This is a genomic window from Pseudomonas duriflava (genome assembly GCF_007830155.1).
Classification (GTDB): Bacteria; Pseudomonadota; Gammaproteobacteria; order Pseudomonadales; family Pseudomonadaceae; genus Chryseomonas; species Chryseomonas duriflava.
This window is the reverse complement of the sequence record NZ_VLKY01000024.1, coordinates 11,556-31,444: the sequence shown is the minus strand read 5'-3', so window position 1 is coordinate 31,444 and position 19,889 is coordinate 11,556. Positions and strand designations below refer to the sequence as shown.

Below are 19,889 nucleotides of genomic sequence, written 5' to 3'. Positions count from 1 at the left end.
CCATCAGTCTTACAGCACAAGCACCCACACGAATTGCTTGATTCAACTTGTTAAAGAGCGGTTGGCTGAGAACCTTGTCTCAACCGAGGCGCGCATTCTACGCTAACCTCATGTTCTGTCAAGCATTTCTTTCAGATCATTTTGTCTTCCGGAAACCTTGTCAGCCTGCCAGGGCGATCTCTCGTCTTGGCAGCGGGAGGCGTATTCTACACAAACCCAGGGGCTTGTCAACCGCTACCCGCCTTCCCGGCTGGCCCGCCAGACGGACCTGCCTGCTAGACTAGTTAGATAAGCTATTGATTTACAAGGTTTTTTCCAACCACCCCAGCAGGGAAGTGGGCGCATTATAGGCCCCTCAGGCAGGACGTCAAGCGTTAAATTGAGGCAAACTCCAAACGGCTATCAAAGTCGTAACCTTAAGAGTCTGGATTATTTAGGTGCTGATAGCAGCGGGAAAGCCGTTTTTCACAATGACTATTTTTACGGAGAAGATTTTAATGCCTCAGACATTTCATTTCTACGAACCCATCCGCGGTCATAACTTACCCCACGACCCGTTCAATGCCATAGTAGGACCACGCCCTATCGGCTGGATTTCGTCTCATAACGACCAAGGGCAACTTAACCTTGCACCGTACAGCTTCTTTAATGCATTTAACTATGTGCCGCCTATCGTCGGCTTCGCCAGTATTGGCTATAAAGACAGCGTACGGAACATTCAAAAGACTGGTGAGTTTTGCTGGAATCTTGCAACCCGCCCCTTGGCCGAAAAGATGAACACGACCTGCGCAGCAGTCTCCCCTGAAGTTAATGAATTTGACCTAGCCGATTTGACTCCAGCCGCCTCTACTATCGTCTCGGTGCCGCGAGTGGCGGAGACTCCCGTTTCTTTTGAATGCAAGCTGACCCAACTAATTCAGTTGCAAACGGCGTCAGGCGATAATTTAAATACATGGCTTGTACTGGGAGAGGTAGTAGGCGTTCACATCGACACCGCCCTACTTGTAGACGGTGTCTACCAGACCGCTCAGGCAAGGCCTATTTTGCGCGGTGGCGGCCCTGCAGACTACTTTGAAATTAGCCAGGACAGCCTGTTCAGAATGAATCGCCCTCAATAATATCGCGCTAGGTGTGATCTTACCCTAAGCCGCTCCAGGTTGAGGCTTCACCTCTAAAGAAATTCTGTTAGCTTCATAAACTTCTTCAATGGAGTAACTGTATCCAGCATTCTGCTCGAGGGGTATCATTTCTAACTTACAGTACGTTACCCCTCCCACCGGTTTGAAAACGACCGGCACTCTTTCTCAAAGCGTTTTGCTTTGGCTTCAAAGCGTATTACTCAAGAAAACTGTAATCACGTCGTAAAACTAGTAATACAGCCTGACTGACAGCACTCACGCAGCGGCATAAAACTGCCGCGCTCAGAGCAGGCTTATGCACATTTCCCCGAAAGCTTAAAGAAGATTCTTAGACAAGCCTGACCGCGCTACTGCCTCAGGTATTAATACATAGATATTTAAGGTTGACCTAATGAGCAAACTATTCAACTCATCAGTTTGGCAACAGTATGGGTATGCCCTAGCCTTTTTGACCTCTGGGCTTTTTGCTCTAGCTGGCACGCTTGGCTTCATTGATCCTTTTAAGACGCATCAAATTGCGCTTGGCAACACGGGTGCATTGGGTAACATCTTGATATGGATAGGCCAGAAACTCTCGTGGTTAATCCTTTTCTTCGTCGGTTTTTCCGGCTTATTGCTATGCCTAGATCAAGCGACGCGCACCGCTTCAGCTAAGGCTTGATTAAAAGAATTCTCACTCGGCGGCTTTAACCAAACGAATACGGGTGATTTCCGAGGGTGCGCCAAAGCGTATAGGCGGCCCCCAATAACCCGTACCTCGACTAATATAGATGTTCATCTGTCCCAATTGATGCATACCGGCTACCCATGGCTGTTGCAGCCGTACAAAATGCATCCACGGCCAGAATTGCCCGCCATGAGTATGGCCTGACAATTGTGCGTCGAACCCGGCCTCTTCCGCCGCTCTAGCAGAACGCGGTTGATGAGCAAGCAGTATCTTAGGCGTTAAAGGCGGTGCGCCAGCTATTGCGGCGGCTGGGTCGCTTCGGTGCATAGGCACATACATCCCTGCGGAATAATCCGTTATGCCACCTAAAACTAGCTCGGCCTTTCCATGAGCTATCCGTACGTGCTCATTCAATAACACTGTAAGACCTATTCGCTTGAACTCAGCAATCCATGCCAGCGCACCTGAGTAGTACTCATGGTTACCAGTAACCACATAAGTACCATAGCGGGCCTTAAGCTGCCCGAGCGGAGCGGTATGGGTAGACAACTGCTCAACAGTACCATCTACCAGATCGCCAGTTATAGCGATTAGATCCGGGGATAGACCGTTAACACGCTCGACTATTTTTTGGATGTAACCATACTTAATAGTTGGCCCCACATGGATGTCACTGATCTGGACGATTGTGAAATCTTTCAATCCATCCGGCAGGTTCCTAATAGGCATGTCTATAGAGACCACCCGAGCGACTCGACGCGCATTAATAAGGCCGATCATGGTTATCAAGACAACGACTGCGACGACTATGATAGCTGATCCTGACAACCAGGCTGGAGGCACTTCCGCCAAGAGCAAGCCAATGACCAACAGCACAAGTACTCGTACCAGAGAGAAAACAGCCAGGCTAGAAAAAATTCCCATGGCGAGAAGACCTGCCCACACCAGCAAAGGTTGGTGAAGACGGCGCGATCGGAACCCTTGCGGCACTAGACAACACGAAGCCACTAGAAAGAGGACCACTATAATCTGCCCAACCGCATCTATCGGGAGATAAGGGATCAGCGTTACACCTACAAAAATATGTAAAGCAATAAGAAGAAGGGGCATAGTGAAACGAGAGCGAAACATCAAACGTTCCTTTGCGAAGCCAGCCCCAACTATGACATAGCCGCATTATCGCGCTGCCAGAGCCAGGACCAGGTCATATCTGTTAATACCCAGAATAACTTTGATGCTGCTTGCTCGCTTTATCTGTAGGCTTCCGGGGGAGTCTTTAAATTGTATTTCCCCCTAGCAGTACCGAGCCGGACATGGCCGAGACTACCCGCAAGCTCTATGAGCCAGCTATTTCTACGGACTCGTTTGTTTAGGGCTGACCTTTGCTTTAGTCTTATTTTTCTGTAAAGCATTGGAAGCTTCGATGAGCGACAACGTTAAATGTACGGGAATAAACGCCATTATAGTTTTCCGCTTCTGCACGTGCTTCTTGCTCGCTATCGAACTCGCATACAATGCCCCCATGGGGATAGACGACATACCAGCACTCACTTACGGGGGCTGAGAATATCGTTGCCATATTGAATGGCATTTCACTCTGTAGAATTCCGTTCTCCATCTTGTCTGCTCCATGAGTTCTATGAGAAATCTTCCTTGAGCGTTAAGCGCCAGTTTTGCTCATAGTACGTGTCGAATAGTTCAGCATTCCCAGCAACTTATAACCGCAGAAAACAGTAGCATCAGAATAAAAGACTAAAGACTAAAGACTAAAGACTAAAGACTAAAATAGCGTAAAGCCCTCTCTTAAACACAGCTGCCTAATTAAAATATAACAACCGCTCAGTCTCTACAACCTAGTTTCATATTTCATTATTACTTCAGAAATAGCCTTTCCTGAACGCCTTCAAACTTCATTAAGCAAGCCATCGCTCCCCAAAAACACCACTTCCCTTAAGGCATATATAAGTCTTTGATTTAGTTAAAATAAATAAAAATCAGATCGTATTACATGCAGAAAGCCCGCCCACGCCTGCACACGAAACTAGACTGAAAATCTTATTTTTACTTTTTAAATCAATAAGTTAAATGATTAAAAAGTGGGAATGACGCAAATTGTGAATTTCTGACAAATTATATTGACAATCTGATTTTTCTTGATGATCATCACGCTCAGAAGGCCAAATGCCTTCCATTGGACATCAGAGGTTAAGGAAGACCTTAGGTACTTCCCGCCTGCTCGATCCCTTTATCTCTCGGTGCGCTTTTCGGCTTTCTACACCGAGTTTTTAAAATTATTTATTTAGTGACCGGGTTTAGCTAAACCCGTGCGGTAGCCATGCGCTATATAAATTTAATTTACTGATTAAATAGAACTTAACTAAAACGTTATCTCTTAGATCAAGCTGCGCCATTCCATGGCCGTGCGGTAGCTTTACTCTGAGTATTTGATGGAACAAATGCGCTTACGGCATAAGTCGTTAATTAGGAGAAAAGTATGCTCGCGTCTTTCAGGCGTATCGCCGATCAAGAAGCTGTACAACTAGCCTCGATGATTAATACACAAGGCTATGCTTGCCTTGAAAACTATTTAGATGAGGCCCAGCTGGCTCAAGCCCGAGCATTTGTTGAAGAGCATGCCATTAAACAGTCCGGACGCTACTTTGCCTTTCATGGCAAAGACGCCGTTAAAGGGACTGTATTGGACATGCTGGGTAGCGCTCCAGAGTTCAACGAGCTATTACATGCCATACACCTTCATGGTTCGGGTAACACAGCACATTCACCCACTGTTTACCAAGTATTACGCTGTGTCCAAGGCAATATGGGCAGTAAGGAGTCCAATTGTTTCCATTATGACGCGACGCTACTAACCGTCCTTATCCCTATTGAAATTCCCGATGAGGAAAGCGGTAATGGGGATCTGCTTGTCTTTCCTAATCTACGTCGCGTTCGACGCCTCGTAGGCCTTAATGTGCTGGAGAAATGCTTGCTTCAGAACCGACTCAGTCGAAGCCTGATCACCAAAGGGATCAAGCACTCACTTCTCAAGCCACTTAAGCTGCAACTCATTCCTGGTAATGCCTATTTCTTTTGGGGCTACCGTTCACTGCATGCCAACGAGCCTTGCCATCCAGACCTGCGTCGAGCTACAGCCTTGTTCCACTATGGCGACCCGCATGCTGGAAGCCTTTCAACACGTTTAATCCTGATGCTCAATCAACGCCGTGCTCGCCGCAGGACGAACATGCCCAACCCAGTCACCATGAACTAATCGGAGCGGGAATGCTTGCTTTCACCTGTATACATATACGGCAAGCAATCTACCCGGTGTTATCAACGAACTGACACTGTTGGTAGACCTCCGGCTCTCCTCACGCAAGATAAAGACTGCGCTTGCCCGCGCCGCTTACATTTTTACAGGATAGGGCTCATGCAGACTGGTCCCACAACGCTGCCACGTGCGTCATTGTTGCGTAATACCGTGTTGAATTATCTGGGTCAGGCCTATGGGATGTTGATCGGTATTTTGATCATGCCCTTCTATCTAAGTTACCTGGGCGCCGAAGCCTATGGCCTGATCGGCTTTTTCACCGTATTGCAAACCTGGTTGCAACTGCTTGATGTTGGCATCTCTGCCTCGCTCATACGAGAAGTAGCGCGACAGCGTAGCCCGCAAGAGAATCAGCTTGACTATGCCAGCGGGCATCTGCTGCGCTCGATGGAGTTTATCTTCGTACCGTTATCGCTACTGGCCTGCTTCGCTATCCATACAGGTGCCGTCTGGATGGCTAACCACTGGCTGAACCCGCGAGACATCCCTGCCCAAGACGTCGCGACATGCATAAGCCTGATGGGTCTGATGGTAGCCCTGCGTCTACTGGCGACGCTTTATAAAAGTGGTATTCAGGGCAAGGAACAGCATGGTTGGTTGAATGCGGCTAATGTGCTCATCGCGACGATTCGCTACCTGGGTGGCTTGCTGCTGGTCAGTATGTGGTCCCAGTCACCTCTAGATTTTTTCCTATTCCAAGTAGCTGTGGGCGTACTGGAAACGCTGATCTTCGCGATGAAAGCCTATGTCCTATTGCCTCCGCCTACACTTTTGAGCGGCTTCAACTGGCATCGGATCAAGCCTATTGTACCGTTTGCTGCCAGTATGTCATTCACCTCAGTTCTGTGGATCGCACTTACTCAGCTCGATAAAATGGTGCTATCAAAGGTATTGTTGCTTAAGGAGTACGGCTATTTTTCCCTGGTGGCTCTGATTTCCACCGGCATTATTACGCTGGCTAACCCTCTGGTTCAGGCCTTACTGCCACGCCTGACCGTTCTGGTTGCTCAAAACCGGACACATGAAGTACAGCAGTTGTATCTCAATGCCTCACGGGCCGCTGCTTCCCTGCTTATTCCGCTGTCGGCACTTATCGCCTTGCATGGGTATCCGCTAGTTCTCGCCTGGACCGGCGACGAGACCTCAGCACACTGGAGCCAATCCATTCTCTTCTGGTATGCCTTGGGCAGTGGCCTGCTCGCTCTGAGCGGATTTCAGTTCTACTTGCAATATGCCTATGGCCTCTTACGACTGCATATAGTGTACAGCCTGGTTTCAGCTGCCATATCAATACCCGTCATCCTGCTCGCCGCTTACGGGTTCGGTGTCTATGGCACAGCCCTCGCCTGGTTTGGATTACGTGCGATTGCCTTTGTGATCTGGCCACCTATCGTCCATGGACGTTTTGCCCCCGGCATTCACAAGGCTTGGTGTACCGACATAGTACAGATTCTGATCGCAACGATACTCGGCCTTTCGATCAGTCACGTGCTTTTCGCCCTTCTGGCACCTGAAGGACGGCTGGCTACGTTTACCGTTCTAGGACTCAGCGGGCTGACGACCCTCCTGCTTGTCGTCGGTACGGGACGGGACGGGCTTTGGCGCCTGTACGCACATCGTGTTCGACCCGGCGTCTAGCCGCCGCTTTATTGGTTTATCAGGCTTATCGCTGCTACTTCGGCAGCCATAGCCTGCGGCTGTCAACTTGAATGCATGAGAGGAAGGATCCATGACTGCTATGTCGCGTACGTCGTTCGAGCCTAAAGAGGACAACGCAATCGACTTGATGGGCATTGCGCACCTGTTGCTGGATCACAAGTGGCTGATCGGCAGTATCACCGTGCTCTTTGCGGCGCTCGGCCTGGCGTTCGCTATCTTGTCTACACCTGCCTACATCGCCACAGCCATGATTCAGATCGAGCCTAAGAAGTCAGCTTTGACTGCCATGACTGAGATGATCAGTAAATCACCTATTGCATCCCAGGCTGTGACGGAAATCGAGCTGATTAAATCACGCGCCGTACTGGACAAAGTTGTAGAGAACCTCAAGTTAAACATCGAAACGCAGCCGAAATATTTCCCACTATTTGGTCATTATCTCTACCGTACTTTCGAACCTACCAACCCGGATGAGCTAGCAGAACCGCTTATAGGTCTTAATCGCTATGCCTGGGGCGGGGAGCGGCTAAATATTTTTCAATTCGACGTGCCGGATGACTACCTGGGCGAGAAGCTCCGACTTATCGCAGGCGAAAACGGGGCCTTTACTTTGATGGACCCGGACAATCGCTATCTATTGAGCGGTCAAGTTGGACAACCTATCGCCCAGAACGGATTCAAGGTGCAGGTTGCCGAAATTCATGCTCGCCCAGGAACCGAATTCAAGGTCACTCGCAATCGCGTCTTGACTACAGCCCTCGCCTATCAGAATCACCTAAAGGCCAGCGAAGCGGGCAAGGAATCAGGGATTATTTACCTGTCCCTCGCAGACGAGGACCCGCTCAAAGCCAAGCATGTTCTCAATGAAATCAGTCAGCTGTACGTGCGCCAGAATGTGGAGCGCAGCTCCGCCGAAGCAGCTCAACGCCTTGAGTTTCTGCAAGCACAACTTCCCACTGTAAAAAAATCGCTCGAGCAGGCTGAAGTTGCTCTCAACGAATTTCAGACCCATGTTCAATCAGCCGATATCAGCATCGAGACGAAGAACGTATTGGACAAGATTGTCGGCCTGGAAACACGGCTGTCCGAGTTGAAGCTGAAACAGACTGAATACGACCGTCTCTTTACCAAAGATCACCCTAGCTATCGCACGCTCATGGGTCAGATGGCCCAACTCGATCAGGAAAAGAAATCACTGCAGAAAAAGGTTGAGTCCTTACCTAGCACGCAGCAGGAGCTGCTGCGGCTCAATCGGGATCTACGCGTGACTACCCAAACGTATACGTTCCTGCTCAACCAGGCGCAGGAACAGGACATCATTCGCGCGGGTACCATTGGTAACGTTCGTCTGATCGATCTTGCCGATGCTAACGTAGATGAGCCCGCTACCATGCGGACGCTGATTGTTCTACTGGCAACGATTTTAGGTGCGTTTCTGGCGATCGGCCTGGTCTTTATTCGCCAGGCGTTCAACCGCGGCGTAGAGAGTGCCGATACGATTGAGCAACTCGGCCTACCGGTCTACGCGGCTATTCCGTTCAGCAAGGACCAAGAGAGACTCGACCGGCGTACCAGACGGCGTAATCGACCAGCCGACAAAAAGCTATGTTTGTTGGCCGTTTCGGATTCAACGAACCTGTCAGTCGAGGCGATCCGCAGCCTGCGCTCAAGCCTGCACTTTGCCATGCTTGAAGCCAAGAACAACCTACTCATGATTTCGAGCCCTACCCCGGGTGTTGGCAAATCGTTCGTCTCTAGCAACCTAGCTGCAGTTGTGGCTCAAACCGGGCAAAACGTGTTGTTGATCGACGCTGATATGCGCAAGGGTTATTTGCATAAATTGTTTGGGCTGGAGCCGAAATACGGCCTGTCCGAAGTCTTGACGGCGCGTATCGATACCACCGAAGCGATTTATCGCACTGGCGTCAAGAACCTTGATCTTTTGCCTTGTGGGCAGGTAGCACCCAATCCTTCCGAGCTGCTGACTCATCTGAATTTCACACGTCTGCTGACGGAGTTAGGCCGGCGGTACGATCTGGTCATTATCGATACCCCGCCGATCCTGGCAGTAACCGACGCCTCGCTCGTCGGACGTCTGGCAGGTACGACCTTGCTGGTAGCTCGCTTTGCCCAGAGCACGCCCAAAGCTATCGAGAATGCACGCCGTCGCTTCCTGCAGAACGGTATTGCTGTCAAGGGCGTGATCTTTAACGCCGTCCAACGCAAGGCCTCGGTCTCGTCCGAGGACGATGGCATTTATGCCTATTACGAATACCGCTCCTGAAAAAGAGCCAAGGCATTCAGAAGTGAATTAACCCCTAACCAAATCGTTGCAGTTCTGCGGTAACAGAGCGTCTGGAACCGCTCCCAAGGAATAAGGGAGAGCGTAATAGAGGTTCCTGTACCAAGTCGTATTGCGCCACGGAAACGATAGAAAGCAGACAGGCTACCGGCTCGTGTTCCGGACAAGCCTGCACATCACAGCTATCGATAATATGAGATGGAGCTCATCTATGAATCCCGTTACTCCTTCGTGCACATCAACCTTACTTTCAGGCGCTAGCCTTAAGCCCAAACCACAGTGGTACCTTATCCAGACCAAACCCCGCCAGGACAGCAGGGCTGAGGAACATCTGCAACGACAACACTTCGACTGCTACCGCCCGCTACGTAAGGTCCAGCGCCTGCACCGGGGGCGACCAGACGCTATCGAAGAGCCTCTTTTTCCAGGTTATCTGTTTATTCGCCTAGATCGTCTTAGTGACAACTGGTATCCGATCCGCTCGACACGGGGCGTAAGCCGTATCGTCAGTTTTGGCGAGTATCCTGTTCCCGTTCGCGACTCGATCATTGAAGAGATTCAGCAGCGACTTTCGCAAGAAAACAAAACGCCAGCGCCCTTATTTTGTGAAGGGGAACGGGTACGCATCAACCAAGGTAGTTTCGCCGAGCTGGAGGCTATTTTCCTGGCATCTGACGGTGAAGCGCGTGCCGTGATTCTTTTGAACCTGTTGCAGCGTGAACAGAAGGTCACTGTACCCATGAAGTGTCTTTCCAGGATGAATTAAGCGCGTCTCTTCGTTTGCCTATCGAGACAGAGCGGCCCTTTCGGCCCGCTCTGACGCTCATTCGTTACGCCGAAAAAGGTAAGGATATGACAGGTAAAACCACCGTACTGACCGTGACCTATGGTAACCGCATGGATTACTTGGAACAGTTGGTTGAGCGCTCCCTGGCCTATGAGCAGATCGATCGGGTGATCATCGTTAGCAATGCGTCTAGCGCACCGTTGCAGCAACTTACCGAGCGCTGGCACGATCAGGTTATGCTGATTTCTCTTAAGGCTAATACCGGTTCCGCCAACGGTTATGCTGTTGCCATCGAAGCAGCCTTACGTACAGACGCTACTTATTTTTGGATGATGGACGATGATAACGCTCCCACACCGCAGGCCGTGCATCTTTTGCATCGCCATCTGGAGGAACTCAGTCAGCGTCAAGGCCGGAACAATGTGGCCGTTCTTGGCTTTCGGCCAACACAACAGGAAGACATTGCCCAGGGTGTTCCCCTGCGCTACATAGTTCAACCCCGTTCAAGCTACTTCGGCTTCCATGTAAGGCAGATCCCCTACAAGATCTGGCGCCGTCTCCCCTGGGGTAAACCGCACGGCAAACCCTCCAAAATCGTGAGCCTGCCGTTTGCCCCTTATGGCGGTATGTTGGCGCACCGCAGCCTCTACGAGCGAATCGGCGTTCCTTTACGCGACCTGGTGCTCTATGTCGACGACACTGAATACACCCGCCGGATTACGGCCATGGGCGGTAGTCTGCACTTGCTGACCGAAGCCGTGATTGAAGAGCTGGAAAACTCCTGGAATACCAAAGCCAGGACACGCAACATTTTCGAAACCTACCTGGCAGGCGGTTCCGATTTCCGTGCTTATTATGCTGCTCGCAACCAGGCCTGGTTCGACAAAAACGTCTGGGCGACGTCTTCCTGGGTCTACCGGTTGAATCGCTCGGTTTTTTTCTCTCTATTACATTATTTTGCCCATCGAAATGCCAAGACCGCTCGATTGGCCCTTTTAAAACAGGCCATCCAGGATGGTGAATCGGGCGCCTTGGGCATGAGCAAGACGTTTCCACTATGAGAGCCCTCTTCCTTAACTCCCTGTACGACCCTCATATCGGCGGCGGTGCGGAGATCATCCTGCAGCAAACCGTTGAGGGCCTGCAAAAACGAGGTATGGACGTGATGGTACTGGCCACGGGGCCGGAGAAAGGATTACGCCTGGACAGGGTCAATGGCGTGCCGGTCTACCGGGCAGGGCTGTCTAATCTGTATTGGCACCACACACAGGAACGCCCGGGTCGCTTTACCCGTCTGGCTTGGCATATTGTCGATCGCTACAACGCCCGGATGCGCCGTTACGTTCGTGAAGTCATCGCCCGTGAATGCCCTGATATTGTGATATGCCATAACCTGTCCGGCTGGTCGGTCTCGGCATGGGATGAAGTCAAGGCGGCGGACCTGCCCATCGTTCAGGTTCTACACGATATGTATTTGCTGTGCCCACGCAGCACAATGTTTAATCAAGGCAAGACCTGCCCGCAGCGCTGCGGGCAATGTCAGACCTTGCGCCAACCACATCCTCAAGCCTCGCAGCAGGTGGATGCCGTAATCGGTGTAAGCCGCTTCCTCTTGGACAAGCTGACCGCCAATGGCTACTTTGGCCTGGCGACTTCACATGTCATTTACAACTGTAGCGTGGTACCCAAACCCACCTTTCGCTGCGAACGTTTGCCAAATGCGCCTTTACGCTTTGGCTACATGGGCACGCTTTCAGATAACAAAGGGGTCGCCTGGCTGATCGAGGAATTTCAGGCTCAAAAAGGCATGCACGCCATGCTTTATATCGCAGGACGTGGTCAGCTTGACTATGTAGCGCATCTCAAGCGTTTGGCTGATCCATCACGGGTCCGCTTCATCGGCTATCAGAGCCCACAGACCTTTTACAGTGCTATCGATGTGGCTGTTGTTCCCTCACGCTGGGCCGAGCCCTTTGGCATGGTAGCCGTGGAGGCCTGCGCCCATGGGGTTCCGGTGATTGCCACGCGTATGGGAGGTCTTTCCGAGATCATTCAAGATCGATTCAACGGCTTACTGTGCTCGCCAGCACAGCCAGAATCGCTCGGTGTAGCGCTACGAACCCTACATGATGACAAGCCCTTGCGCGAGCGGCTCGCCTATCAGGCCCGCTCTTCTGTATCTGCTCTGCTGGGTCAGGACCGCATGCTCGACGAATACGAAACGATCATTCGCCAGACAGTTGCCAAACGGAAAGCCCGCGCATGAACGATACCGTATCGCTACCTACGTATCGGCTGCACTATCGACCCGCCTTGAGCAAGGCCAGCGTCATGGCATGGATCGCTACTAGCCTTTTAATCATCGAGACATTTTCTGGCGCCTTACGGTATTACAGCGATATTGCCGGGTTGGCCGCATTGCTTTATTTGCCTAAATTAGCCTGCCTCGCGGCTATTGCTTGGGAGCTCGGCTCATTCAAAACCCATAAGGCGCTCTGGTTGACGCTGATGTTTCTAATGGTTTCCAGTATGGTTGCCATGGTGCATGGCGCAAGTCCAGGCAATATTGGCTTTACCGTGTTTATTTACCTGCCGTTGTTGTTCGGGCTGATATGTGGCCGACACCTAGAGCAACGGAGTGCCTTTCTATGCAAAGTGGTGCTGTTGTGCCTGACCGCCTCGCTGATCGGTCTGGCGCTGGATCTGTTTACCTCCGTCCCGTGGAAAGGTTACAGCTATTCACTGGGTGATACTGAACTGAGTGCCAATCGCGCTTGGGCCGCCGACTCTTTTGATCGGCCCGCTGGGTTTGCCCGACTATCCACGGCCCTAGCAATGATGATTGGTCTTTATGCCCTTTACTTGAATGCATTCCTGCGCTCGCATCTGCTCAAGCTGACCCTGTTCATGGTAGCGCTCTACGCCATTGTTCTCAGTACCAATAAGTCGACTGCCGCAGCCTTTACGCTGACCTCGTTAATGCTACTGGTTTCCGCTTATACCCTACCTAGCCTGATCGCTTATGTCCTGGCAGTGTTCATGGGTATCGCTCTGCCAGTGATTGGTCTGATCGTTCGCTTCAACGTACATCTGGCCAATGCAGCCGATAACCCGCTCGGGTCGTTTTATGATCGGCTAATCAACACATGGCCGGTATATATCCGGTTTCTCTATGAAGAAGGCTGGGCCTATGTCGGGGCTGGGTTCGGTGCAGTGGGAGGTAGCGGCTCGGCTTTCCCAATGGACGGGCTGGACGTGCTGGGCGTGTCGGACAATACCGCTCTCTATGTCTGGGCTACCCTTGGTCTGCCTGGACTGTTTCTCTATACGCTGTGGTTCTTTCTATTGGTCCGCCTACGCCAGTTACGCACTCCCCTGTCCTACGCCCTACTCGCAGCGACGTTCTGCATCTGCCTTATCGGATGGGCAACCGACATCATGGAAGTCACGATAGCAACCTTGTTCCTGGGCATGGCCATTTCTCATGTTCTGCATCGACCTGCGCCAGGCCCGATCCCCGTAGATGGCTGGCTCGTGTCCTTACGCCAATCACACCAGCGCTAGGCCTAGCAGCCCATACGGCTGTTACTGCCAGGAAGGATTTCATCGAAACAGGAGGTCTCGATCATGCTCATGCGCATATTGCTTGTAGGACTCTGCTGGGCAAGTTTGCAAGTCGCTGCGGCCGACTCCGAGGGGCCAACTTCAGAGAACCGCTTTATCGTTGGTGTAATAACCCACTTCCTGAATGCCTGGCACCCCGCTAACCCGGACAGCGCTATGCAGCTTATTAAGGACGCGCATATTACTGCCATGCGGGCAGACGCCTTCTGGTCCGTGGCCGAGAAAACCCCGGGTGTACTGGTAATGGACCCAACCTGGCGTGCGTACCGTGAAGCTGCGCTCAAGCAGCAGCTCGGCATGATGCTCATCCTGGGCTATGGCAATGAATATTACGGCAACGGCGCCAAGCCTCGCTCACCTAACATGCAGGATCGGTTCGTACGGTACGTAGACTTTATTGCTCGCTCATTCGTTAACGACGTTGACTTCTATGAGATCTGGAACGAATGGGATGTCGAGAATCCCAAGGACCCCATTTTTACTCGAGATTATGTCAGCCTGGTCGAAAAATCGGCTAGGCAGATCCGCAAGCGAGACCCCAGAGCCAAGGTGATTGCCGGCGCCGTTACAACGCTTGGCATTGAGTCTGGGTTTGTTGAGCGGATGATTGACAATGGCATATTGGAGTCGGTTGACGGCTTGTCCCTACATCCTTATGTCCACTGTCGACGACCGGCCCAAACCACACCGGAAGCCTGGATCGAATGGATGCGCCAGGTTGATCAGAGCATCACGAGTCGCGCAGGGCGCCCGGTCCCCCTATATCTGACTGAAATGGCCTGGCCAGCACACCGCGGCCCTTGCGGCATCGATGAAAGGCAACAAGCGGCTTATCTTGTGCGCTCTTTCCTGCTGGCCCGCACGCTCCCGTCTATCAAGGGCATGTGGTGGTACGACTTTAAAAACGACGGCACCGACAAACACGAACAGGAACATAATTTCGGTCTGCTCGATAATCAGTTCGAACCCAAACCAGCCTACAGAACCCTGGCGTCGATCTCCAGGATCGTAAGCGATTACACGTTTGAAGGTCGTGTCACCGCGTTGAATCCTGATACCTATCTACTGCGCTTCACTTATGGAAACGATGAAGTGTTGGCAGCCTGGACGTCAGGCAAAAATACCCAGATCACTCTCGAGACTGAACGATCCGACGCCGGTGCCTTGGACATCATCGATACCGAACAGGACGGATCGACACTTATCCCTACAGCCCAGTGGCAGTGCCCTGATGCTCCCTCCTTACCTTGCGCAACACAACTAACCATCGGGCCGTTTCCCCAGCTTATTCGTACTCAGGGCGGCTTTCCCGTCAACGTACGTTAGTCACTGCTGTCATTTCAAAAAGGACTTTACATGATCGTCGTGAATGCCCGTTTCCTGACCCAGCCTCTAACAGGAGTTCAACGCTTTGCCGAGTGCATCTCGCTTGAGCTGAGCCGCCTGAGGGGTGACATTCGCTTCGTTTCGCCACCCGGGATTCTGCGGCCTGACATAGGACGCGCCCTCAAAGTACATATACTTGGCCGACAAACCGGCACCCTATGGGAGCAGCTTGACCTGCCACTGTATTTGGCCCGGCAAAAATCTCCGCTGCTGCTGTCGCTGGGCAGTACTGCGCCAGTACTTTACGGCAACCAGCTCTCTACCCACCATGACATCAACTACATTCGCTACCCGCAAAGCTACTCGCTGTCCTTTCGCCTGGTGTATCGCCTGTTGACTCCTCTCATGCTCAAACGGACACGCACCCTTATTACAGTCAGCGAATTTTCACGGCAAGAAATCGCTGGTTTTTATGGCCGCAACCTTGATGACATTGCGGTGGTACCGAATGCCGTTGACACAGGATTCAAGCCTGCACCTGATTTGTCACCCAATCGGGTACCTTATCTATTAGCCGTGTCATCGCCGATCTACCATAAGAACTTTGAACGCATGGTTCAGGCCTTCCTGGCGCTTGAGCCCACCCGTAAAATCGAGTTGCGTATTGTGGGTAAAACCCACCCCATTTTTTCGAGCTCTAGCGTAAGCCAACTGACGCAGACGGATACTCGCGTCCGCTTCCTTGGTCGGTTGAGTGACAAGGCTCTAATTCAACAGTATCAGTACGCCACCGCGTTCGTTTTCCCATCACTTTATGAAGGCTTCGGCATACCACCTCTCGAAGCACAGGCATGCGGTTGCCCTGTTATAGCCTCGCGTGCGGCATCCATTCCCGAAGTCCTAGGCGACAGCGCCCTCTATTTCGATCCATTAAATATAGAAGATATGACCAGCGCTATGCGGCGCATTCTGGACGATGTTTCATGTCAAGACATATTGCGGGAACGCGGTCTTGAAAATGTTCGTCGCTATAGCTGGGAGGACTCGGCAGAACGAATTTCCCAGCTGATCGATCACACCCTTTCGGTCTCTACCCAGGCCCTCAAGAGCGCCATTTAGCCTTGAAGGGCTAGGCCCTGTCGCTTTCGCCGATAACAAGGACGTCTTATGAACCGACTCGACTATATCGATGCGCTGCGCGGTATCGCCGCGTTGCTAGTCGTTTTTCAACATTTATTCGTACCCTTGCTGGGTGAGTATTGGGTACTGGAACATCTTATCGATCCGGGAAAACTAGGCGTACTTTGGTTTTTTATGATCAGCGGCTTTGTTATTCCCTTTAGCCTTAAGCACCAACCCAGCGCCGTTCGCCGCTTTCTCGTCTCCCGCTTCTTTCGACTCTACCCAGCCTACTGGTTATCCCTTCTGCTGTTTCTGGCAGCCACTCGCATTACCGGACAACCGATCCCCGGGTGGCCGCATATCGTGGCTAATCTGACCATGGTTCAAACAGTGTTGGGCATTCCAGATGTTATAGGCCTGTACTGGACGCTATTTATCGAGCTTGGCTTCTATGCCTTATGCCTGATGTTGTTTATCGCAGGCTTGCTGCATTCAGTTACTGTCCGCTTCGGCTGTGCCGTAACCATGCTGGTTTTGGCGCTAGCGATGGGAGTCGCTAGAGGCTGGCTGGATCAAAAGCTACCGGTAGCCTTCCCGCTTGCCTTATCCCTCATGTTCTTTGGTTCGCTCTGGCGTGACACGCTCCTGACCTTGTCGAGCCGCGCTTCCCGTCGCCCAATCGTGATGCTGTTGCTGGCTTACGCAGTGCTTCTGCCTCCAACGTTTATCGCAGGCTATTCAACCGATATGGGCAACGGCGAAACCTGGACTCGCTACCTGTTTACCTATGCCCTGGCCTTTCTTACTTTTCTTCTGCTCACGACCCGAATACGGCTTGAGAGCTACTGGCTGGTCTGGCTGGGAACAATCAGTTATTCGGTCTACCTGCTTCATCCCTCTATTGCCCTGCTAGCAGACTGGCTTGGCCGCCAACCCTTCTTCGCTCTACCACCTTTAGGGCTTGCGCTTGCCGCTACGCTGGCGACCTTGCTCTTGGCACACCTGTGTTTTCAACACATTGAGCGCCCCTTCATTGGCTTGGGCCGAAAACTGAGCATCCCGGCTCAGCTACCTCCTGCGCAAAAGTTGGAACTGTAAATATCTCCTACCAGGAGAAACACACCTGCCAGCATAGCTCTTTAGCTAATCGCTGCTGGCACGATACCTCGCCAGACGTAGCGCTGACGTTGGCAGATCAGAATCCTTATCCGGTGAATCAATTGCCTTATTAGGCAGCTTCTTTACAGCCTCTTTTACAGCCTAGGCACGCGTTTAGTGAAGTCCCGGTTATCCCTCGTTTTTTTGTCCAAGGAACGTTCATCATGAAAATTGCAATCGTCAGTGACTGGTTGGTGACCTATTCAGGCGCAGAGCGTGTACTGGCTGAGCTCATCACAATCTGGCCGGACGCCGATCTGTTCTCCGTGATTGATTTCCTTTCCGATCAGGACAGGACCCATCTGGGCGGCAAGCGCAATACCACCACGTTCATCCAACACTTGCCCAAAGCGAAATCCCGCTATCAAAGTTATCTGCCGCTTATGCCCCATGCTATCGAGCAGCTGGACCTCTCAGCCTACGACCTAGTCATCTCTAGCAGCCATGCCGTTGCTAAAGGCGTTCTCACCGGCCCAGATCAGTTGCACATCAGTTACGTGCACTCTCCAATGCGTTACGCCTGGGACCTACAGCACCAGTACCTTAAAGAGATTGGATTGACCAAAGGCCTTAAAAGCAAGGTCGCCCGTATGATTCTGCATTACATGCGAATCTGGGATCAGCGCACCGCGGCCGGTGTAGATGAGTTCATCGCTAACTCTCATTTCATTGCGCGTCGTATCCAGAAGACATACAGACGGAATGCAAAAGTGATCTACCCGCCTGTAGATACCACTCGTTTTACGGCCCAGGAACAAAAGGAAGACTTCTATCTAACGGCGTCCCGTATGGTTCCCTATAAAAAAATCCCGATGATTGTAGAAGCCTTTAACGCTATGCCGGACAAACGATTAGTCGTCATTGGAACAGGTCCTGAGCATGCAAAGGTAAAGGAAGTGGCTGGGCCTAACGTGACCCTATTGGGTTATCAATCTTCCGAGACATTGATTGACCATATGCAGCGCGCCAAAGCATTTGTGTTTGCTGCAGAGGAAGACTTTGGCATTACACCCATCGAGGCGCAGGCATGTGGTACGCCGGTTATTGCCTATGGCAAGGGAGGCGTACTGGAGACTATCAGGGGACTCGAAAGCCCTGTTCCTACGGGGGTGTTCTATCGGGATCAAACAGCGGAATCCCTTCAGGAAGCGGTAGGCCTGTTTGAACTCTTGCAAACACGTATCACACCTAAGGCATGCCGCGACAATGCCGAGCGCTTTTCAGTGCAGCGCTTTCGTCAAGAAATAAAAGCTTATGTCGAAGCTCGCATTACGGCACAGGATGCTCTTGAAGCTATTGAACTTGAAACGGCACACATCCCCCGCTACTTGGAAACGGCCCGTACCCTGGCGCGGACTACAGCCAACTAAAAACACTCAATCAGGAACGGAAAAGCGACCCTGTTAAGGACAAGCACATGAGCGTGACACGCCTTACCCGAACCGGTAACAACTTCGATTTCCTACGTTTTATGGCAGCCTCAGTTGTAGTAATCGGTCATTGTTTCTGGCTGGGCGGCAACATACACCGTGAACCGCTATTGAATTGGACCGGCTATACGGACATGGCTGATATTGCCGTCAATATATTTTTCATCATGAGCGGCTTTCTGATCACACACTCATGGCTGAAAAAAAGCAATGTGCTGGAATTTGCACTGAAACGAGCCTTACGTATCTTTCCTGCTTTGATCGTATCAGTCCTGTTAACCGTTCTAGTCGTCGGTTCGCTGGCAACGGATCGAAGCCTGAATGAGTACTTCTACAACAGGCAGACCTTACATTATGTTTCCAACATTCTGTTGATGACTCATTTCCACCTACCCGGTGTGTTTGCCAATAATCCGTTTCCAGATACCGTAAACGGCTCGGTCTGGACACTGCCCTATGAAGTATTCATGTACGCCTGCGTTCTGGCTTTAGGCCTTCTAGGTGCATTACGCAAGAGCACAGTTGCGCTCATTTGGGCTGCGCTTTACTTAGTCCATCTCGTTTTGCTTCCAGAATGGAACATAAGCAGCCTGATCGTTCAAAAACTCGCCCGCCTAGGTATGTTCTTTTTTGCCGGAGCCTTACTGTATCTACTTAGAGATTTGATTCCCTGGCGTGGGCCAATCGCTCTGTTTCTGCTTGCCTTGGTCGCAGCAACTGCTACTCATGAAATAAGCTACTATGTGCTAGCCCTTACCTTGCCCTATTTGGTCATCTACCTGGCTTATGTTCGGCTGCCCCTCGTCTCGTCTTTTGGTCGATACGGTGATTTCTCGTATGGCCTTTATATTTTCAGCTTTCCCATACAGCAATTGATCGTGCTCTGGCTAGGCGAAGCATTAACGTTCAAGGCGTTCGTGGTCATTAGCTATCTGACGAGTCTGGGTCTTGCCATCTTTTCATGGCATATCATCGAGTCGCCTGCCCTGGGCCTCAAGCGTGCCCTAGGCCGCCTCCGTACCTCACCTGTGTCAGTTACCTCCCGGGCGCCTTAACACCTTATAAACGTGTTGTTATTACTCAAAATATGATCAGGCAATAAAAAACCCCGCCATAGGCGGGGTTGTCAGTAATGCGGTTCATCTAGTGCTGACTAAGCTCATAGGAGGTGATGAGATTGCATGATCAAAATAAATCAATGAACCAAAACAAAAGCTGAACGACTCTTACTCTTCCTATTAGACTCCCCTCAGCAGATCCCACTAGCGTGTACAAACACCACCAACTATGTGTGCTGCATTCGGTATGAGCGATGAGCCTTTCGTTGACCTATATCAAAATGAC

At 51.4% G+C, this 19,889-nt stretch carries 15 protein-coding genes; 14 read left to right on the top strand and 1 reads right to left on the bottom strand.

The window, feature by feature from the left end; translation table 11 throughout:
• Positions 1-497: 497 nt before the first annotated feature.
• Both IQ22_RS21130 and IQ22_RS21125 read left to right on the top strand, forming a co-directional pair.
• Positions 498-1,118, top strand: coding sequence for a flavin reductase family protein (locus IQ22_RS21130; protein ID WP_145145716.1), 621 nt, complete (start codon positions 498-500; stop codon positions 1,116-1,118).
• A 412-nt stretch (positions 1,119-1,530) separates the two neighbouring features.
• Positions 1,531-1,800 (top strand): hypothetical protein, encoded by a 270-nt coding sequence (locus IQ22_RS21125; RefSeq protein WP_145145714.1) that lies wholly within the window; start codon positions 1,531-1,533, stop codon positions 1,798-1,800.
• Positions 1,801-1,812: 12 nt separating this feature from the next.
• On the opposite strand, the gene IQ22_RS21120 is transcribed toward IQ22_RS21125, so the two are convergent.
• Positions 1,813-2,730, bottom strand: a complete 918-nt coding sequence (locus tag IQ22_RS21120; RefSeq protein ID WP_244309345.1) for a metallophosphoesterase — start codon at positions 2,728-2,730, stop codon at positions 1,813-1,815.
• 1,570 nt (positions 2,731-4,300) lie between these two features.
• Here IQ22_RS21120 and IQ22_RS21110 point away from each other — a divergent pair.
• The 12 genes from IQ22_RS21110 to IQ22_RS21055 all read left to right on the top strand — a co-directional run bounded on the left by IQ22_RS21110 (position 4,301) and on the right by IQ22_RS21055 (position 19,600).
• Positions 4,301-5,077 carry a hypothetical protein gene (locus IQ22_RS21110; RefSeq protein WP_145145710.1) on the top strand — a complete coding sequence of 259 codons (777 nt, stop codon included), beginning with the start codon at positions 4,301-4,303 and terminating at the stop codon, positions 5,075-5,077.
• Between the two features lie 159 nt (positions 5,078-5,236).
• A complete protein-coding gene (locus tag IQ22_RS21105) occupies positions 5,237-6,775 on the top strand; it encodes a lipopolysaccharide biosynthesis protein (protein ID WP_145145708.1) in 1,539 nt (512 codons plus the stop codon).
• A gap of 91 nt (positions 6,776-6,866) precedes the next feature.
• Entirely contained in the window at positions 6,867-9,080 is a 2,214-nt protein-coding gene (locus IQ22_RS21100; protein ID WP_145145706.1) for a polysaccharide biosynthesis tyrosine autokinase, read from the top strand.
• 229 nt (positions 9,081-9,309) lie between these two features.
• Positions 9,310-9,864 carry a transcription/translation regulatory transformer protein RfaH gene (rfaH, locus tag IQ22_RS21095; protein ID WP_145145704.1) on the top strand — a complete coding sequence of 185 codons (555 nt, stop codon included), beginning with the start codon at positions 9,310-9,312 and terminating at the stop codon, positions 9,862-9,864.
• 86 nt (positions 9,865-9,950) lie between these two features.
• The gene (locus tag IQ22_RS21090) at positions 9,951-10,946 is read left to right on the top strand and encodes a glycosyltransferase (RefSeq protein ID WP_145145702.1); all 996 of its coding nucleotides are present in this window, start codon (positions 9,951-9,953) and stop codon (positions 10,944-10,946) included.
• The gene (locus tag IQ22_RS21085) at positions 10,943-12,151 is read left to right on the top strand and encodes a glycosyltransferase family 4 protein (protein ID WP_145145700.1); all 1,209 of its coding nucleotides are present in this window, start codon (positions 10,943-10,945) and stop codon (positions 12,149-12,151) included. The genes IQ22_RS21090 and IQ22_RS21085 overlap by 4 nt, the downstream gene beginning before the upstream one ends.
• A complete protein-coding gene (locus IQ22_RS21080; RefSeq protein ID WP_145145698.1) occupies positions 12,148-13,449 on the top strand; it encodes a hypothetical protein in 1,302 nt (433 codons plus the stop codon). The genes IQ22_RS21085 and IQ22_RS21080 overlap by 4 nt, the downstream gene beginning before the upstream one ends.
• Positions 13,450-13,512: 63 nt before the next feature.
• Positions 13,513-14,835, top strand: a complete 1,323-nt coding sequence (locus IQ22_RS23690) for a hypothetical protein (protein WP_244309343.1) — start codon at positions 13,513-13,515, stop codon at positions 14,833-14,835.
• A gap of 30 nt (positions 14,836-14,865) precedes the next feature.
• Positions 14,866-15,954, top strand: a complete 1,089-nt coding sequence (locus IQ22_RS21070; protein ID WP_145145695.1) for a glycosyltransferase family 4 protein — start codon at positions 14,866-14,868, stop codon at positions 15,952-15,954.
• A gap of 48 nt (positions 15,955-16,002) precedes the next feature.
• Entirely contained in the window at positions 16,003-17,055 is a 1,053-nt protein-coding gene (locus tag IQ22_RS21065) for an acyltransferase family protein (RefSeq protein ID WP_145145693.1), read from the top strand.
• Between the two features lie 224 nt (positions 17,056-17,279).
• On the top strand, positions 17,280-18,485 hold the full coding sequence (locus tag IQ22_RS21060; protein WP_145145691.1) for a glycosyltransferase family 4 protein: 1,206 nt from the start codon (positions 17,280-17,282) through the stop codon (positions 18,483-18,485).
• Between the two features lie 47 nt (positions 18,486-18,532).
• Positions 18,533-19,600 (top strand): acyltransferase family protein, encoded by a 1,068-nt coding sequence (locus IQ22_RS21055; protein WP_145145689.1) that lies wholly within the window; start codon positions 18,533-18,535, stop codon positions 19,598-19,600.
• The last annotated feature ends 289 nt before the right edge of the window (positions 19,601-19,889 follow it).

Excerpts from the sequence above, each read along its gene's own strand:
- IQ22_RS21100 (WP_145145706.1), top strand. The coding sequence starts at position 6,867 with ATGACTGCTATGTCGCGTACGTCGTTCGAGCCTAAAGAGGACAACGCA.
- IQ22_RS21090 (WP_145145702.1), top strand. The coding sequence starts at position 9,951 with ATGACAGGTAAAACCACCGTACTGACCGTGACCTATGGTAACCGCATG.
- IQ22_RS21105 (WP_145145708.1), top strand. The coding sequence starts at position 5,237 with ATGCAGACTGGTCCCACAACGCTGCCACGTGCGTCATTGTTGCGTAAT.
- IQ22_RS21065 (WP_145145693.1), top strand. The coding sequence starts at position 16,003 with ATGAACCGACTCGACTATATCGATGCGCTGCGCGGTATCGCCGCGTTG.
- IQ22_RS21130 (WP_145145716.1), top strand. The coding sequence starts at position 498 with ATGCCTCAGACATTTCATTTCTACGAACCCATCCGCGGTCATAACTTA.
- IQ22_RS21070 (WP_145145695.1), top strand. The coding sequence starts at position 14,866 with ATGATCGTCGTGAATGCCCGTTTCCTGACCCAGCCTCTAACAGGAGTT.
- IQ22_RS21110 (WP_145145710.1), top strand. The coding sequence starts at position 4,301 with ATGCTCGCGTCTTTCAGGCGTATCGCCGATCAAGAAGCTGTACAACTA.
- IQ22_RS23690 (WP_244309343.1), top strand. The coding sequence starts at position 13,513 with ATGCTCATGCGCATATTGCTTGTAGGACTCTGCTGGGCAAGTTTGCAA.
- IQ22_RS21060 (WP_145145691.1), top strand. The coding sequence starts at position 17,280 with ATGAAAATTGCAATCGTCAGTGACTGGTTGGTGACCTATTCAGGCGCA.
- IQ22_RS21120 (WP_244309345.1), bottom strand. The coding sequence starts at position 2,730 with ATGGGAATTTTTTCTAGCCTGGCTGTTTTCTCTCTGGTACGAGTACTT.
- IQ22_RS21080 (WP_145145698.1), top strand. The coding sequence starts at position 12,148 with ATGAACGATACCGTATCGCTACCTACGTATCGGCTGCACTATCGACCC.
- IQ22_RS21055 (WP_145145689.1), top strand. The coding sequence starts at position 18,533 with ATGAGCGTGACACGCCTTACCCGAACCGGTAACAACTTCGATTTCCTA.
- IQ22_RS21085 (WP_145145700.1), top strand. The coding sequence starts at position 10,943 with ATGAGAGCCCTCTTCCTTAACTCCCTGTACGACCCTCATATCGGCGGC.
- rfaH (WP_145145704.1), top strand. The coding sequence starts at position 9,310 with ATGAATCCCGTTACTCCTTCGTGCACATCAACCTTACTTTCAGGCGCT.
- IQ22_RS21125 (WP_145145714.1), top strand. The coding sequence starts at position 1,531 with ATGAGCAAACTATTCAACTCATCAGTTTGGCAACAGTATGGGTATGCC.